Genomic DNA, 15001 nt, shown 5'->3' on the forward strand with positions numbered 1-15001 from the left:
CCCCCCCCCCCCCCCCCCCCCCGCCACTGCACAGTTCGAATCCCACCAGGCCATTGTCGGTGACGCCCTGATCTCACTTGAGACCCGAGCGGACGAAGGCGTTCACGATGTGGCGCTGTAACACCAGGTAGAGCAGCAGGACCGGTAGGCAGGCGAGGCTGGCCAGGGCCATCATGGGACCCCACTGGTCGCCTTCGGTGCCCATGAAGCTGCGCAGGCCCAGTTGGAGGACGTCGTTGGACTGGCGCAGCACCACGGCGGGCCAGAAGTATTCGTTCCAGGCGTTGATGAACAGCAGGATGCCGAGGGCGGCCAGCGCGGGGCGCAGGTTGGGGACGACCACGGTCCACAGGATGGCCCAGGAGGAGCGGCCGTCCATTTTCGCGGCCGCGATGAGCTCCTTCGGGAATGCCGACATGTGCTGGCGCAACAGCAGCACGCCCAGCGCTGAGCACAGGGTCGGCAGCACGCAGCCGATGAGCGTGTTGATCAGGCCCAGCTCGTTGAGCAGGATGTAGTTGGGCAGCATGGTCACCTGGAACGGCACCAGCCAGACGCCGACGAACGCCAGGTACATCAGCCGCTGCAGCGGAAAGGTGTACATGGCGAACGCGTACGAGGCGAGCAGCGCGATGAGCAGCTGCCCGGCCGCGGACAGGATCGCCACGAAGAACGTATTGGCGATCAGGCCCGCGACATCCACCTTCTGCGCCGCGTCGAGGTAGTTGTCGATCGACAGCGGCCAGGGCAACGGCGCGAGCGAGGTGACGTCTTCTGGCCGGCGGAGTGCCGTGGCGAACAGCCAGTAGATGGGGAATACGCACAGCAGCGCCGTGCCGGCGAGCAGCAGGTGGCTGCCCGCCACGCGCAGACGGTCAATCATCATGGACAGCAACCTTTTCCGATATCCAGACCAGGACCGCGGCCAGTGCGCCGAAGCCGACGAACAACAGCACACCCGCCGCGGCGCTGAGCCCGGCGTCGAAGCTGTGGAACGCGTAGTCCCAGAGCAGGTAGTAGATGTTGGTCGTGGCCTGCGACGGACCGCCCTGGGTCATCGAGTCGATCAGCGGGAAGGACAGGGTGGGACTGAGCAGCACGGTGGTGAGTACCAGGAACAACAAGGTGGGGGAGAGCAGGGGCATCGTGATCCAGCGCCGGATCTGCCCCGGTGTCGCCCCGTCCACCCGCGCGGCTTCGCTGTAGTCGCCGCTGATCCCGGCCAATCCGGCCCAGACCACCAGCGTCGCGAAACCGAGCAGCTGCCACCCCGTGATCGCGATGATCACCGCCTGCGCGGTCGAGGCGTCGTAGACCCAGTTGTGGCCGGTGCCGAGCAGCTGGTCGACGAAGCCGCTGCCCGGATGCAGCAGCCACCGCCACACCGCCGCCGCAGCGACCGGCGCGACGAGGAACGGCGCGAACACCAGCGCCTGATAGACGGTCCTGGCCCGGCCGTGCACGCGCCTGCTCGCCAGCGCGATGAGCACCGGCAACAGCACCGTGAACGGCAGCAACCCCAGGATCAGGGTCGCGGTGCGGCCGAGCGATCCCCAGAACGCCGGAAGATCCAGCAGCCGTTCGTAATTGGCTGTCCCGACCGGCTTCATCGGCGCGGTCGGCAGCAAGTTCCACGAATACGTGGACAGCTCGACCGCCTGGGCCAGCGGCTGATAGGTCCACACGACCAACAGGACGAGCGCGGGCGCGAGATACAGGTAGGGCGCGACGAGGCGGGTCAGCGCGCGGCGGGTGACCCGGCGCGGACCCGGCGCGGCGGTGTTCGGCACCGCCTGCGCCGGGTCCTGCCGGTCGTCGATGACGAACATGTCACCGCGTCCGCGCGGCGATCGCCGCCAATTGCTCGAGCACCTCGGCCTCGGGCCGGTCGTAGACCGAGACCGCCGGGGTCGCCTCGATGGCCGTCGCGAGCATCGTCTCGCCGACGAGATCGATACGGCTGTAACCGAATCCGGCCAGCCCGCGATGCCTGCCCACCGGCGCCATCGGATCGATCCGGTACGACAGCGCCGGACCGATCCACACCGGGATCCCCGCCACCGCCGCCGCGGCGGTCAGATGATTGTGCCCGCACAGGATCATCCGCACGTCGGAGCCCGCGAGCACGTCGGCCAGCCGTTCGGCGTCCTCGAGCTTGAGGAAGTCGGCGGTGGCCACCGGCGAGGGAATCGGCGGATGGTGCAGCACGAGCAGGGTGCCGCGCGGCGCGGGCACGCGCAGCCGCTCGGTGAGCCAGGCCAGCTGCTCGAGTTCGAGCCTGCCCTCGTGTCGCAGCGGTGTCGTGCTGTCGAGCGCGATGACGCGCAGGCCCGCGATCTCGACGCACGAATCGTGCGGAAGGGCCGGATCCACCGAACCGGGGGCCAGGTCGAGCAGTTCCTCGCCGAAGCCGACGCGCTCGTCGTGATTGCCCATCACATAGACGATCTCGGCCCCGAGCTCGGCCGCGACCGGCTCCACGGCCGCCCGCAGCCGCCGGTACGCCTCGGGTGACCCGTTGTCGGACAGGTCACCCGAGAGCACCAGGGCATCCACGTGCTGCCCGGCCGCGCGCAGCTGGGTGAGCACCCGCGCGAGGTTGGCGTCGGTGTCGACGACACCGTGGACGAGCTCACCGGCCGGACGCAGGTGGGTGTCGGTGAGCTGGACGATGGTCAGATCACTCATCATGCCGCCGGGAGGAGCTTGGCGCCCTCGGCCTGCGCCGCGGTCAGGGTCGCTTGCGGATCCTTGCCCTGGAAGACGATCGCCTCGACCGCGTCCATCATGCCGTCACGCATCTGCAGATAGTTGTTGCCGGGCATAGAGACCCACGGCTCCATGGTGGCGAGCTGCGCGACGTTCGGCTTCAGCAGCGGGTTCTTCGCGGCCCAGTCCCGCAGGCCGTCGGGCTGGTCGAGCAGACCGGTGCGCAGCGGCAGGTAGCCGATGTTCTGCGCGATCTTGATGTAGGACTCCTCGCTGGTGAGGAACTTGATCAGCTCCCACGAGGCGCGCTGCCTGGCCGGATCGTTGGACAGGATGTGCAGGCCCGCACCGGAATTGGTCGGCACGGTCGGCTTGTCACCGAACGCGGGCATCGCCGCGGAACGCAGGTCCCACTTGTCCTTGGCACCGGTGACGAAGGTGCCCTGGATGGCGCTGGTCTCGAGGATCATGCCGATCTCGCCGCGTGCGAACGCCTCGTAACCCTGCTTCTGGTTGAGCTTGGGCATGCTGCCCGAGTTCACCAGGTTCTGCGCCATCTGCGTCACCTCGACGACGGGCGCGTCGGCGTAGGTGAGGGTGCGCCGGTCCTCGGAGATGACCCGGCCGCCGTTGGAACGCACCATCGACTGGAAGCACCAGTCCTTGGCGGTCTTGGTCAGGCAGTCGATGTACACCCCGCCCTTGCCGGTGCGGTCGGCGATCTGCGCGGCCGTGGTGGCGACCTCGGCCCAGGTGGCCGGCGGTTCGGCCGGATCGAGCCCGGCCTCGGTGAATAGCGAGGCGTTGAAATACAACACCGGGGTGGAGAACACGAACGGCACACCGTAGGTGTGGCCGTTCCAGTCGTCGAGAACGCGGGCGCGCGGGGCGTAGGCGTGGCGACCGTCGAAGTTGCGGGCAACCTCCTGCGTGCCGACGAGGGTGTCGAGCGGCTTGGCCTGCAGCTGGTTGATGGTGAAGTCCAGATCGGAGAAACCGAGCTGCGCCACATCGGGCGGGGTGCCCGCGACCATCTGGTTCTGGATGCTGGAGATGGTGTCGGTGGCCGGGTTCGGGCTGTTGCCCTGCGGCTTCTGGGCCGTCACCTTGATATTGGGGTACTTCTTGCCGAAGTCGGCGATCAGCGCGTTGAACGTATCGGTCCAGGCACCGGCGAGACCGTAGTTGTAGGACTCGAAGGTGATCGAGACCTGCTGGTCGGGACTCAGCTCCGGGATCTGCGCGGTCGAAGTGGTGTCCGAGGACACGGTGCCGCCCAGACCGCAGCCACTCAGGGCGACGGCGGTGGTGAACACCACGCCCAGGACGGGCAGGGTGCGTTTCATGGTGGTTCTCCTCATCGAGTGGTGCGGGAAATCAGGGGACGGGCACGGCCGCCGCGTCCACGGCCTTCGGCGAATCCGATTGCGGCGCACGCCAGGTCAGCCGCAAGCCGGTGTCGGGGTCGAACAGGTGGATGTCGGCGGGATCCACGCGCAGGGTGATGTTCTCGCCCGCGGCGACCCCGGCCGGGCGCGCGGCACGCACGCACAGGCTGGTCGCGCCCGCGTCGAGATGCACCAGCTCCTCGCTGCCGAGGTTCTCGACCATGCGCACCGTCCCGCGGACGTCGTTGGCCGCGGGATCGATGCGCAGGCGCTCGGGGCGAATGCCCGCGATCACCGGGGTGGCGGCGTCGAGATCGTCGGTGATGGCGAGGGCGGCGTCGACCCCGTCGGCGGTCACCCGCAGCGTGCCCTCGGCCGCGGTGACGACGGCGGGGAACAGATTCATCGGTGGCGCGCCGAGGAATCCGGCGACGAAGGTCGAGCGGGGCTGGTCGTAGAGCTCGGCGGGCGTGCCGCACTGCTCGACCCGGCCCTCGTTGAGCAGCGCGATGCGCGAGGCCATCGTCATCGCCTCCACCTGGTCGTGGGTGACGTAGAGGAACGTCGCCCCCAACCGCTGGTGCAGCGCGATCAGTTCGGCGCGCGTCGCACTGCGCAGTTTGGCGTCGAGGTTGGACAGCGGCTCGTCCATCAGGAACGCGCCCGGGTCGCGAACCATGGCCCGCGCCAACGCGACTCGCTGCCGCTGTCCACCGGAGAGCGCCACCGGGCGACGGTCCAGCAGCGCCGACAACTCCAAGGTCGCCGACACCTCCGCCACCCGCTCGGCGATCTCGGCGCGCGGCCTGCGCCGGGCCCGTAGCGGGAAGCCGATGTTCTTGGCCACCGACAGGTGCGGGTAGAGCGCGTAGCTCTGGAACACCATCGCCAGGTCGCGTCGTTGCGGCGCGGCGTCGGTGACGTCGGTGCCGCCCACCAGGATCCGGCCCTCGCTCGGTTCCTCCAGTCCGGCGATCATCCGCAGCAGGGTCGATTTGCCGCAGCCGCTGGGGCCGAGCAGCACCATGAATTCGCCGTCGGCGATGTCGAGGCTCACCTCGCGCACCGCGTAGTCGGTGTCGAACTTCTTCGACACCGCCTGGATCTGCAGTCGTGCCACGTCTCTCCTCAGGCCGGCGCGGAGCCGGTGGTGATCCAGCGCGACACCTGGGTCGCGATCGCGGGCGAATCCTTCAACCAGGCGAAGTGATCGCGGTGCTCGACCGCGGAGTCCGCGTCGATGTGCCACTGGGTGACCTGTGCGGCGGGCATGCGCGACACCAGGAAGTCGACATTGGACTTCGGGCCGAGCACGTCCTCGGACAGCGAGATCGCGAGCACCGGCAACGTCATCTCCGCCAGCAGCGAGTTGTAGCGACGGGTGGTGCCGCGAGGGCGGTAGTAGCTGGTCAGCGAGTGGATCGACCAGTCGACCATCACCCCGCCCGGCATCGGCGCCGGGATAAGCACCCCACCCGGCCAGTAACCTTTGACGCGGGCGACCAGGCCGATCCACTGGATCTGGCTCAGCGCCTCGAACCAGCGGCGCGGACCGAACGCCCACCAGAACACGGTGCCGGTGCCGATCACGGTCACCCCCGCGACCCGCTCGGGTTCGGCGGCGGCGAACAGCAGGGCCAGCTGGCCACCCAGGCTGTGCCCGAACAGGTGCAGCGGCGCCTGCGGGAAGTGCTCCTCGATCGCGGAAACGATGGCGGGCAGGTCGATTTCGAGCATCTCGCGGTACCCGAAATCGGTGTGCTCGCCGAGCGCGGGCTCGGCCTCGCCGTGCGCGCGCAGATCGACGGTGGCCACCGAAAGCCCGGTGGCGTGCAGCGCCTTGGCCAGCGACTGGTAGTTGCGGGCCTTCATCGCCATCGCGGGCAGGATCAGCACGACCGGGGCGGTGGGGTCCGCGGCGGCCAGCCGGCGCACGGTGAACCGCACACCGTCGACGGTCTCGACTGTGCTGGTGTCAGGCGAGGTCGCGGGCCCGTCCGCCACCCGTCCGCCCCCGGTCGCGGAATCGCTGGGCGTTGCGGAATTCATTGGTCGTCCGTTCCGGCGATGCGGACATCGCACACGTAGTCGAAGGTGAATTCGGCGGTGAGCACGTCGTTGTCGTCGAGCAGTTCGGCGCGTCCGGACAGGCCGTAACGCGCGTTCGCGGTGGCGGCCAGGATCATGGCCAGCTCGGCGGCTTCGACGGTGGCGACCGCACGGATGCGGCCACGCGCCGGCTTCCGGTAGGCGGCGGTGCCGCCGCGCAGGACCAGCCGGTCGATGGTGTGCAGGCGGTGCGCGGCCGCACCGACGAAGGCCGCGGCGCCCGCGATGTCGGCGGCGGTGAACAGCGCGCCCGCATGGACGGTGCCCATGTGATTGCACATCACCGGTTCGGCGGGGATCTCCACCACCGAACGCGTGGCCGAGATCTCGGTGATCACGGTGCCGACGTGCGCGCCGAACGGCACAAGCGCCTGCGAGGCGTCGCGCAGATAGCCGAAGTCGACGGCGTCGGGGTCGAGGGCGGGGTAAGCGGCGCCGAATCCGGCGATACTGCGGGTCATCTCGTCGTCCTCTCAGCGCGGTCCGCGCAGGACGCGTCGCGCGATCGACCAGCGCAACACCTCCGACGGACCCTCGTAGATGCGGAAAGCCCTGGCCTCCACCAGGAATCGAGCCACCAGGTAGTCCTCGCAGACGCCCAGCCCGCCATGCAGCTGCACCGCGCGGTCGAGCACCCGCCACACCGCCTCGGAGACGAAGGTCTTGGTGATCGAGGCCTCGTGCCTGGCCTGCCCGGAGGTGGCGCCGTGCTCGTCGATCGTGGCGGCGGTGGCGCGGATCAGGCTGCGCGCGGCGGCGATGTCGATCTCGTTGTCGGCGATCAGGCCCTGGGCCATGCCGTGGTCGGCGATCGGGACCCCGAACGACTGCCTGCCGGTGATGTGCTCGGCGGCCAGCTGCTGGGCGCGTACCGCCAGTCCGAGCCAGTTCATGCAGAACACCAGCCGCGACGGCGCCAACCGCGCCTGCGCCAGGTCGAGGCCACCGCCGACGGTGCCGAGGATCGCGGACTCCTCGACCTCGCAATCGACGAACTCGACCTCGCAGTGTCCGCCCGGGGCGCTGGTGTGATCCAGCGTCGGCATCCGCCGTCCCACCCGCAGGCCGGGATTGTCCTGGTCGACCAGGAACATCGTCGGACCGTCCGTGGTCGCGGCGACACAGATGGTGAACGCGGCGCCCTGGGCGCCGGTGGTGAAGTGTTTGCGGCCGTTGATGACCCAGCCGGTGTCGGTCTCCTCGGCCACGGTCGCCAGCATCCGCGGATCGGAGCCCGCGCCGGGGGCAGGCTCGGTCATGGCGATGGCCGAGCGCACCTCGCCGGAGGCCAGGGGGGCCAGATACCGCTGCTGCTGTTCGGGGTTCGCCACCGCGGCCAGCAGGTGGATGTTGCCGTCGTCGGGAGCCCAGGCGTTGACCGCCAGTGGGCCGAGCAGGCTGGCGCCCGCCGCCTCGAGCACCTCGGCCTGCGCCCTCGTGTCGAGGCCGAGGCCGCCGTAGGCGGGATCGGACAGGGGACCGAAGACACCGGCTTCCTTGGCCTTCTTCTGCAAATCGAGGCGCAGGGTGTCGTCGGTGACCCGGCCACCGACCACGACCTCGCGTTCCACCGGAATGACGTGATCTCGAACGAACTGCCTGGTCCTGTCGACCAGTTCCGACACGGGAGTCATGCCGCCAGTTTCAGGCGGCGGGCAGGTCGGAGGCCGGGGCGATAGTGAACGTCGATCGGTCCAATCGTCTCGCCATGCCACGGCGGCGAACCGGGCGCCGCTGCACCACGGTGATCTCGACAACGATTCCGCCGAGGGGATGGGCATGACCGAAGTGAGCGTGCGGGTGATCGACCGCACCGAGGAAGCCGACGCGGTGTTCGCCCTGGTGCTCGCCGCGGTCGACGGCGAGCAGCTGCCCGCCTGGACGCCGGGCGCGCACATCGACGTGGCGGTGGGTGCCGCCGGGGTGCGCCAGTACTCGCTGTGCGGCGACCCCGCCGACCGGGACCACTGGCGGATCGCGGTGCTGCACGAACCCCGTGGCCGGGGCGGTTCGGCCGCACTGTTCCGGACAGCGTTGCCCGGCACCACACTGTCGGTCTCGTTGCCCCGCAACAACTTCGAGCTGACACCTGCCGCCCGGTACACCTTCGTGGCGGGCGGGATCGGGATCACCCCGATCCTGCCGATGATCGCCGCCGCCGACCGGGCGGGTGCGGACTGGACGCTGCACTACGGCGCCCGGAGCCGCGCGCACATGGCCTTCGCCGACGTCCTCGCCGTGAACCCCCGGGTGCGGCTGGTGCCGCAGGACGAGGCCGGGTTGCTGCCGATCGCGCAGATCCTGGCCGACCGGCCGGGCGCGACCGTGTACTGCTGCGGTCCCGAACCGCTGCTGGCGGCGGTCGAGGCAGCGGGCGCGCGGGGCGGTGTCACCGTGCGCACCGAACGCTTCGTGCCACGGCCGGTCGTGCCCGCGGAAGCCGACACCGCCTTCGAGATCCGATTGGCGCAGACGGGCCGGACGCTGCGCGTGGCGGCCGACCGGTCCATCGTCGACGTCCTCGAATCGGCGGGCATCGGGGTGCTCACCTCGTGCCGCGAAGGCACCTGCGGCAGTTGCGAGACCCCGGTGCTCGGCGGCGAGGTGGATCACCGCGACTCGCTGCTCACCCCGGAGGAACGCGACAGCGGCGCCACGATGATGCTCTGCGTCTCGCGGGCCCGCTCCGGCGTCCTGGTGCTCGACCTGTGAGCGCGCGCGGAATCGGTTGTCCCCCAGAACGTGCGCGTAACGGACGCGCCCGATTCCCGTCCGGGAATGTGAGAGGAAGAAATATACGATGAGGAAATCTGCTGCGGCCGCGGCGCTGCTCGCCGCCGCGATCGGCGTCACGGCCGGTATCACCGGCTCGGCGTCGGCCCAGGCCCCCGCCCCGATCGAGTTCACTGCGCAGGAAGTGGCCGGTAAGTCCGTCATCACCACAGGTGCCGGCTCCATGGTCGTCGAGGACGGCGCGTTCAAGGTGAAGGCGCCCGACGGCACCACCGTCGCCGCCACCCCGCTGACCTTCCGGCTGGACGAGTTCGAGTTGCCCATCGTGGCCGAGATCGCGGGCAACACGGCCACATTGAGCCCGCAGCTGGATGCCTCGCAGGCCGTCTACAAGCCGGTCGCCCTGCCGTTCGAGGACAAGGCACCCTGGAAGAGCGAATACGAGCGTGAGGTGGCGGCCTGGACCAGGCTGACCACCACCATCTCCACCGGCGCCGCCATCGGCACCCTGGTCGGTGGTATCGGCGGCGCCGCGGTGGGTTGCGTGCTCGGCGGCATCGTCGGCGCCACCGTCGCCGCGGCCACCATCGTCGGCCTGTTCGGCCCGTTCCTGCCCGCCGCCGCGGTCGGCTGCATCGGCGGCATCCTCGCCGTCGGCGCGCTCGGCACCCTGGCCGGGCAGATCTTCATCACCGCGCCCGTGGCCATCGGCGCGGCGATCCAGTACTTCACCACCATCAACCAGCCGTTCAACGCACCGGCGAAGTAGGGGTGGTCGAAGACCCGGTATAGAGCGACCGGGGGACACCGACCCCGCCCGATCCTGTGATCGGGCGGGGTCTTTCGCCGTCCGGGCGTCGCTGCGATCAGCGCGTCAGCACGGGCAACGCGAGCAGACCGCGGATGAGCGTGCTGGTCTGCCAGCGTGGCGTCAGGGCGGCCGGGGCCAGCCGCAGGTCGGGGTAACGGCGCTGGAGGGCGGTGACGGCGATCGTGGCCTCGAGCCGGGCCAGGGGAGCGCCGACACAGAAATGGATGCCGTGGCCGAACGCCAGGTGCCCGGTGGTATGCCCGTCGGTGGCGAGAGTGTCCGGATCGGCGAACCGTGCGGGATCGCGATTGGCGGCTGACACCGACACGTAGACGAGTTCGCCCGCCGGGATCTCGGTGCCGCCCAGGGTGACCGGCTCGGCGGTGTAGCGCACCGTGGCCATGTCGACCGGTCCGTCGAAACGCAGGAACTCCTCGATCGCGAGGGGCACCGCCGCCGGATCGGCACACAGCGCCTGCCACTGCGCCCGGTCGCGCAGCAGCGCGTTCATACCGTTGCCGATCAGATTGACGGTGGTCTCGTGGCCGGCGACCAGCAGCAGGAACGCCATCGACACCAGCTCCTTGTCCGTGAGCCGGTCTCCGTCGTCGTCGGCCAGTACCAGTTCCGAGAGCAGATCGTCGGCCGGGTCGGCCTGCTTGGCTCGCACCAGGTCGGTCAGATAGCCGACCATGGCGGCGCCCGCGGCCGGGCGCCCTTCGTCCTCGCCGACGACGGTGACCAGCGCACGGGTCCACGCCTGGAAATCCGCACGGTCGGCGAACGGCACCCCGAGCAGCTCGCAGATCACGGTCACCGGAAGGGGATCGGCGAACTCTTCCATCAGATCGAACTCGTCACGGTCGGCGGTCGCATCCAGGAGGTCCTCGCTGATCTGCTCGATCCGGGGACGCAGCCCGGCGACCTGCTTGGCGGTGAACGCCTTGTTCACCAGCTTGCGCAGGCGCGTGTGCGCCGGCGGGTCGGTGCCGAGCATGTGGCTCAGCAGCGCGCTCACATTGGGATCCGGTCGCGTTTCGCGGCGCTTCTCGTGCAGGATCGCCTCGACTGCCCCGACATCCTTGGCCAGGCGCGGATCGGCCAGCGCCGCACGGGCTTCGGCGTAGCCGATGATCACCCAGCGGACCACGTCGTCGGGGAAGCGGACCCGATGGACCGGGCCCGCGGCGCGCCAGCGCCGGTAGTGGGCGTGCGGATCGTCGAAGAAGTCGGCGCCGATGGACTCGACGCGGGGAGCAGCGGTGGTGTCGGCCATCTCACCGACGGTACCGGCGCCCGGCCAACGATTCGCCGGGTGCGCGCGATCCCGATCAGGCAATCGGAGTTCGGCATGGAATGGGCTGCGGCAAACCGCAATTCACCGAAGGCTGCTCGAATGAGACGGGAAAATCGTCCGCAGGGAGGAAAATCATGACAAGTACCGACATGGACGTCGACGCGACCGCGCAGCGGCGGGTCGACGAATTGACCGCGGTATTCGAACGCGGACTGCGGGAAAAACTGGGTGTCGGTGATTCACTCGGAATTCGCTTGGAAAGCGCGTCGAAAGGGCACACGCGTTACTATCTCGACCCGAATCCGGCGACCATCAACGCGATGTTCACGGTGCACGGTGGTGTTCTGGCGACCCTCATGGACACCGCCATGGGCAGCGCGGTGTTCACCGAGCTCGGCGACGGCGTCGCCTACACCACGCTGGAACTGAAGGTGAACTTCATCCGGGCCGTGACACTGGACGGCAGCAGGCTCACCTGCGACGCCACCGCCGTGCACGTCGGGCGGCGCACCGCTACCGCGGAGGGGCGCATTACCGACGCGGCGGGCAAGCTCATCGCCCACGGCACCACGACGATTCTCGTACTGGCACAGGGCAACTGACCACACGGCACCGGCCCCGCCCCGAACCGATCGGGGGCGGGGCCGGTGCCGTCGGATCAGGCCAGCGAACGACAGCTCTCGACGAACCTGACGAGCTCGTCGATCGGCTCGGTTCGCGTGTCGACCGCGCGGTCGATCACCTTCACGAGGTGCTCGTACGCGGCGGTGTGGTCGTAGTCGGCGACTTCGGCGATGCGCAGCGCCCACCGCCAGTAGCCGCGCAGCGTGTCCGACAGCGGCATCCGGAAATGGGCGATGACGTCGCGGATCGGCGCCACCACCGCGTCACCGTCGTGGCGCAGGTATCGCGTCACCACCTCGGCCATGAAACTGAAATGCCTTGCCTCGTCGCGGGACAACCGGGTGAGGACCGCGGCGAGCACCGGATCGGTGACGACGTCGCGCAGCTGCTGGTAGTACATCTGCGTCGCCTTCTCCTGCACCAGCGCGTAGGCGAAGAACTGCACGGGATGGTCGTAGGGCAGGTCGAACGGTTTGTGCCCTTCGATCGCCAATTCCGAACGCAGCGTCGACCGTTCGGCCATACCCGCGGCCTCCTGGTAGCGGGCCAGCGCCCTGGCGTGGGTGTCCTCCTCGAGCGCCCACCGCACCGTGAAGTGGTAGAGCTCCCGATTGTGTTCGAAGGTCGGCAGATCCACGCTGTCGTCGACCGGGAAATGCCGGTGGTAGACATCGAAATAGCCGGGCAGGTGGTCTTCGATGAGGGTGACGAACTGGACCGCGGATCGTTGTCCCTCGGTGAGCCTGCCCGCGTCGGCGGCGGCCCAGTCGAAGGCGGTCTCCACGTCCCAGGCGCGGGTCGCGGGGGAGGCGGTGAGGAAGCCGTCGACCGCGGCGGTCAGCTCGGTGACGGGCAGCAGTCCTGATGTGCTGATCATGTCCTACCTGGCATTCCGGCAGACCAGCGCGTAATGCTTGGTGGTGTAACCCCAGCCCGCGTTGGCGATCTCGAGATAGTGGCGCAGCTTGGCCGCCAGGCCGGCGCCGTGCGCGTCGATGCGGTCGGCGGCGGCGTCGACATTGGCGATCCAGTCCTCGATCGTGCGCCGGTAGTTCTCGGTGAGGTCGTCGACCGAGATCACCGAGAAGCCCGCGTTCTCGGCGGCCGCGACCAGCTCCGAGAGCGGGCGCAGCTCACCGAAACCGAAGATGTCCTCGCGGACGAACCCGGTGCCGTCGCGATCGTCGAACGCGGCGCGGGTGGCCGCATTGCGGAAGCAGCTCTCCGAGACGTAGAGGGTGCCGCCGCGGCGCAGCACCGCCTTGGCGCGGCGGAACACCTCGTCGGGATCGGGCATGTGCACGATCGAACCGAGCAGGGTGACGGCGTCGAAGCCACGCGCTGGCAGGTCGAGCTGCTCGAAATGCCCGACGCGGGTGCGCACCAGCTCGCTCACCCCACGGGCGGCGGCCTGCGCGGCGATGTAGTCGTGCTGCCGCGGCGCCGGGCTGATTCCCACTGTGCGGCAACCCAATTCGCTCGCCATGTAGAGGATCAGCGAACCCCAGCCGCAGCCCACGTCGAGCAGCTGTTCCCCGCCGCGCAGCCCGAGCCGCTCGGCGACGAAACGCAGCTTGTTGCGCTGTGCCGTCTCCAGGGTGTCGTCGGCGGATTCGTACAGTGCCGCACTGTATTTGCGCAGCGGATCGAGGAACTCGCCGAAGATATCGGGATCGAGATCGTAGTGCTGGTTGGTGTCGGCGACGACCGTCATGCCGGCCGCCCGTCACTCACCGAGCGTTCCACCACGGCGGTGACCTCGGCAAGGGTGGACATACCGAAGACGTCTTCGTCCTCGAGCTCGATGTCGAAGGTGCGCTCGATGCGGGCGATCATCCGCAGCACCCGCACCGAATCGACACCGGCCATGGCGCGCAGGTCGGCGTCGGGGGTCAGCTCGGCGGCGGGTAAGCCGGTTTCGGAGATCGCGATCTCGGTGACCGTGCGCAGGATGGTGTCGGCGGAAGTGGTTGTCATGGCCGGGCTCCGTTCGGGGAGAAGGTGTTCGCCGTGGACAGGGCGTGATCGAGCAGGGCGACTTCGTCGTCGTCGAGGGTGAGGTGGTCGCGGACCGCGTGCAGATCGAAGGGCTGATAGGTGGCCGTCGACGACGCGCACACCTTGCCGTCGGCGTCGAGGATCTCCGCGTGCGCGGCGATCGGGCCGGGCCCGCGCTCGGGCGGAAGTGTTGCCACGCAGCGATAGTCGCGATCGATCAGCAGGGGTGTGAGGAAACGGGTGCGCTGGGAGACAGTGAAGGCGGGTACGTTGCGCGCGAGCACGATGAGATTGCCCATGACCTCGTCGCACACCACGCCGATCAGGCCGCCGTGCACGACACCGGGATAGGACTCGAAGGTTCGGCCGAGCCGGAACCCGGCCTCCAGCGCGCCATCGGGGCGCGGGGTGAAACTCAGGCGCAACCCGGCGGCATTGTGCGGGGAGCAGCCGAAGCAGTGGTAGTCAGGGATCACCGACCACGGCACCACGACGGCGTCGGCGGCCGTCATCAGGCGATGGCGTCGGCCAGCGCCCGACGCACCTTCGCGTTGCTGGACAGGTCGAGCCCGGTGATGGAGGCGAAGGTGCGGCGCACCTTGTCGTGCAGCACCTCCAGCTCGCCTTCGGCGGCGACCTGCTCGAGGAACAGCTCGAAGCCGGTGTCGATGGTCTCGTGGTCACCGAGTTCGGCGATGCCCGCCTTGAAGGTGCTCACCGGGTGCTTGATCTTGGCCTCGGAGCTGTAGACGTACAAGGTCTCGAGCACCGAGGGCAGTTCCTCGGGGCGCTTCTTCAATCGCTCGTTGGTGTAGTGGATGAATTCGCGCGCGTGCCCGGCTTCGTCGCGACTGGCGTTGAGCAGCAACTCCTTCAGCACCGGTTCGGCCACCCAGCTCGACACCGCGCGGTACACGTGGTTGACGGTGAGTTCGGAGATGATGTTGGTCGCCAAGGTCGCCGAGGGCGTGCTGCCCGGTGCGTAGGGCTCGCGCATGGCGTCGACGGCGCGGTCCTCGACGTCCTCGCCGATCGCGCCGAGCCAGGAACGGAACGCGTAGTGGTGCTGCACTTCCTGGTAGCCCCACACCACCGCGAAGGTGGAGAAGTCGTAGTCGTCGACGAATTCGTTGAGGAAGCCGTGTACCGCGGCGATCACATTGGACTCACCAATGGCCGCGCTCTTGGCGAGGGTGATGTATTCGGGGCGGACCAGCGTCGGGTCGACGGCGGGCAGGTCGAGATCGCTCAGTTTCCAGTGCAGGCGTTCGTAGTGGCGGAACACGTCAAAGCTGTGCACGAGGCACTCCGTTCGATCGAAGGGGAGCCGGG

17 protein-coding genes are annotated in these 15001 nt (G+C 69.0%); 3 read left to right on the forward strand and 14 right to left on the reverse strand.

Features of this window, described 5'->3' with window-relative positions:
* Positions 1-73: 73 nt before the first annotated feature.
* From ACSVDM_RS23480 to ACSVDM_RS23515, 8 genes are read right to left on the reverse strand one after another with little or no spacing between them, the layout of a single operon-like run.
* Positions 74-886, reverse strand: coding sequence for a carbohydrate ABC transporter permease (locus ACSVDM_RS23480; protein ID WP_439267882.1), 813 nt, complete (start codon positions 884-886; stop codon positions 74-76).
* Positions 876-1829: a carbohydrate ABC transporter permease gene (locus ACSVDM_RS23485; protein ID WP_439267884.1), complete on the reverse strand. Its 954-nt coding sequence runs from the start codon at positions 1827-1829 to the stop codon at positions 876-878. The genes ACSVDM_RS23480 and ACSVDM_RS23485 overlap by 11 nt, the downstream gene beginning before the upstream one ends.
* Before the next feature lies 1 nt (position 1830).
* Positions 1831-2688, reverse strand: a complete 858-nt coding sequence (locus ACSVDM_RS23490) for a metallophosphoesterase (RefSeq protein ID WP_439267886.1) — start codon at positions 2686-2688, stop codon at positions 1831-1833.
* Positions 2688-4055 (reverse strand): ABC transporter substrate-binding protein, encoded by a 1368-nt coding sequence (locus ACSVDM_RS23495; RefSeq protein WP_439267888.1) that lies wholly within the window; start codon positions 4053-4055, stop codon positions 2688-2690. Before ACSVDM_RS23495 ends, ACSVDM_RS23490 begins: the two co-directional genes overlap by 1 nt.
* A 31-nt stretch (positions 4056-4086) precedes the next feature.
* Positions 4087-5217, reverse strand: a complete 1131-nt coding sequence (locus tag ACSVDM_RS23500) for an ABC transporter ATP-binding protein (protein ID WP_439267890.1) — start codon at positions 5215-5217, stop codon at positions 4087-4089.
* A gap of 8 nt (positions 5218-5225) precedes the next feature.
* Positions 5226-6146 carry an alpha/beta hydrolase family protein gene (locus ACSVDM_RS23505; protein ID WP_439267892.1) on the reverse strand — a complete coding sequence of 307 codons (921 nt, stop codon included), beginning with the start codon at positions 6144-6146 and terminating at the stop codon, positions 5226-5228.
* The gene (locus ACSVDM_RS23510; RefSeq protein ID WP_439267894.1) at positions 6143-6667 is read right to left on the reverse strand and encodes a YiiD C-terminal domain-containing protein; all 525 of its coding nucleotides are present in this window, start codon (positions 6665-6667) and stop codon (positions 6143-6145) included. The genes ACSVDM_RS23505 and ACSVDM_RS23510 overlap by 4 nt, the downstream gene beginning before the upstream one ends.
* 12 nt (positions 6668-6679) lie before the next feature.
* Complete coding sequence (locus tag ACSVDM_RS23515; protein WP_439267896.1) at positions 6680-7840, reverse strand: acyl-CoA dehydrogenase family protein; 1161 nt, start codon at positions 7838-7840, stop codon at positions 6680-6682.
* 145 nt (positions 7841-7985) lie between these two features.
* Here ACSVDM_RS23515 and ACSVDM_RS23520 point away from each other — a divergent pair, with 145 nt between their 5' ends.
* Both ACSVDM_RS23520 and ACSVDM_RS23525 read left to right on the forward strand, forming a co-directional pair.
* Entirely contained in the window at positions 7986-8918 is a 933-nt protein-coding gene (locus ACSVDM_RS23520) for a PDR/VanB family oxidoreductase (RefSeq protein ID WP_439267898.1), read from the forward strand.
* 88 nt (positions 8919-9006) lie between these two features.
* Positions 9007-9708: a hypothetical protein gene (locus ACSVDM_RS23525; protein WP_067639477.1), complete on the forward strand. Its 702-nt coding sequence runs from the start codon at positions 9007-9009 to the stop codon at positions 9706-9708.
* Positions 9709-9805: 97 nt separating this feature from the next.
* On the opposite strand, the gene ACSVDM_RS23530 is transcribed toward ACSVDM_RS23525, so the two are convergent.
* Positions 9806-11026 carry a cytochrome P450 family protein gene (locus ACSVDM_RS23530; RefSeq protein WP_439267900.1) on the reverse strand — a complete coding sequence of 407 codons (1221 nt, stop codon included), beginning with the start codon at positions 11024-11026 and terminating at the stop codon, positions 9806-9808.
* 155 nt (positions 11027-11181) lie between these two features.
* On the opposite strand from ACSVDM_RS23530, the gene ACSVDM_RS23535 reads away from it, so the two are divergent.
* Positions 11182-11649: a PaaI family thioesterase gene (locus tag ACSVDM_RS23535; protein WP_439267902.1), complete on the forward strand. Its 468-nt coding sequence runs from the start codon at positions 11182-11184 to the stop codon at positions 11647-11649.
* Positions 11650-11705: 56 nt separating this feature from the next.
* Here ACSVDM_RS23535 and ACSVDM_RS23540 read toward each other — a convergent pair whose 3' ends face one another.
* From ACSVDM_RS23540 to ACSVDM_RS23560, 5 genes are read right to left on the reverse strand one after another with little or no spacing between them, the layout of a single operon-like run.
* Positions 11706-12548 (reverse strand): acyl-ACP desaturase, encoded by an 843-nt coding sequence (locus ACSVDM_RS23540; protein WP_439267904.1) that lies wholly within the window; start codon positions 12546-12548, stop codon positions 11706-11708.
* Positions 12549-12551: 3 nt separating this feature from the next.
* A complete protein-coding gene (locus ACSVDM_RS23545; protein ID WP_439267906.1) occupies positions 12552-13385 on the reverse strand; it encodes an SAM-dependent methyltransferase in 834 nt (277 codons plus the stop codon).
* Positions 13382-13648: an acyl carrier protein gene (locus ACSVDM_RS23550; RefSeq protein ID WP_439267908.1), complete on the reverse strand. Its 267-nt coding sequence runs from the start codon at positions 13646-13648 to the stop codon at positions 13382-13384. Before ACSVDM_RS23550 ends, ACSVDM_RS23545 begins: the two co-directional genes overlap by 4 nt.
* Positions 13645-14181, reverse strand: a complete 537-nt coding sequence (locus ACSVDM_RS23555; RefSeq protein WP_439267910.1) for a PaaI family thioesterase — start codon at positions 14179-14181, stop codon at positions 13645-13647. Before ACSVDM_RS23555 ends, ACSVDM_RS23550 begins: the two co-directional genes overlap by 4 nt.
* Positions 14181-14969, reverse strand: a complete 789-nt coding sequence (locus tag ACSVDM_RS23560; protein WP_439267912.1) for a ferritin-like domain-containing protein — start codon at positions 14967-14969, stop codon at positions 14181-14183. The genes ACSVDM_RS23555 and ACSVDM_RS23560 overlap by 1 nt, the downstream gene beginning before the upstream one ends.
* Positions 14970-15001: the final 32 nt, after the last annotated feature.

The organism is Nocardia sp. JW2 (assembly GCF_051843015.1).
In the GTDB taxonomy this organism is placed as follows: domain Bacteria; phylum Actinomycetota; class Actinomycetes; order Mycobacteriales; family Mycobacteriaceae; genus Nocardia; species Nocardia coubleae.

Bases quoted from the DNA above. Each gene is read 5' to 3' on its own strand.
- ACSVDM_RS23505 (WP_439267892.1), bottom strand. From the start codon at position 6,146: ATGAATTCCGCAACGCCCAGCGATTCCGCGACCGGGGGCGGACGGGTG.
- ACSVDM_RS23545 (WP_439267906.1), bottom strand. From the start codon at position 13,385: ATGACGGTCGTCGCCGACACCAACCAGCACTACGATCTCGATCCCGAT.
- ACSVDM_RS23540 (WP_439267904.1), bottom strand. From the start codon at position 12,548: ATGATCAGCACATCAGGACTGCTGCCCGTCACCGAGCTGACCGCCGCG.
- ACSVDM_RS23555 (WP_439267910.1), bottom strand. From the start codon at position 14,181: ATGACGGCCGCCGACGCCGTCGTGGTGCCGTGGTCGGTGATCCCTGAC.
- ACSVDM_RS23520 (WP_439267898.1), top strand. From the start codon at position 7,986: ATGACCGAAGTGAGCGTGCGGGTGATCGACCGCACCGAGGAAGCCGAC.
- ACSVDM_RS23525 (WP_067639477.1), top strand. From the start codon at position 9,007: ATGAGGAAATCTGCTGCGGCCGCGGCGCTGCTCGCCGCCGCGATCGGC.
- ACSVDM_RS23550 (WP_439267908.1), bottom strand. From the start codon at position 13,648: ATGACAACCACTTCCGCCGACACCATCCTGCGCACGGTCACCGAGATC.
- ACSVDM_RS23530 (WP_439267900.1), bottom strand. From the start codon at position 11,026: ATGGCCGACACCACCGCTGCTCCCCGCGTCGAGTCCATCGGCGCCGAC.
- ACSVDM_RS23485 (WP_439267884.1), bottom strand. From the start codon at position 1,829: ATGTTCGTCATCGACGACCGGCAGGACCCGGCGCAGGCGGTGCCGAAC.
- ACSVDM_RS23495 (WP_439267888.1), bottom strand. From the start codon at position 4,055: ATGAAACGCACCCTGCCCGTCCTGGGCGTGGTGTTCACCACCGCCGTC.
- ACSVDM_RS23535 (WP_439267902.1), top strand. From the start codon at position 11,182: ATGACAAGTACCGACATGGACGTCGACGCGACCGCGCAGCGGCGGGTC.
- ACSVDM_RS23490 (WP_439267886.1), bottom strand. From the start codon at position 2,688: ATGAGTGATCTGACCATCGTCCAGCTCACCGACACCCACCTGCGTCCG.
- ACSVDM_RS23515 (WP_439267896.1), bottom strand. From the start codon at position 7,840: ATGACTCCCGTGTCGGAACTGGTCGACAGGACCAGGCAGTTCGTTCGA.
- ACSVDM_RS23510 (WP_439267894.1), bottom strand. From the start codon at position 6,667: ATGACCCGCAGTATCGCCGGATTCGGCGCCGCTTACCCCGCCCTCGAC.
- ACSVDM_RS23480 (WP_439267882.1), bottom strand. From the start codon at position 886: ATGATGATTGACCGTCTGCGCGTGGCGGGCAGCCACCTGCTGCTCGCC.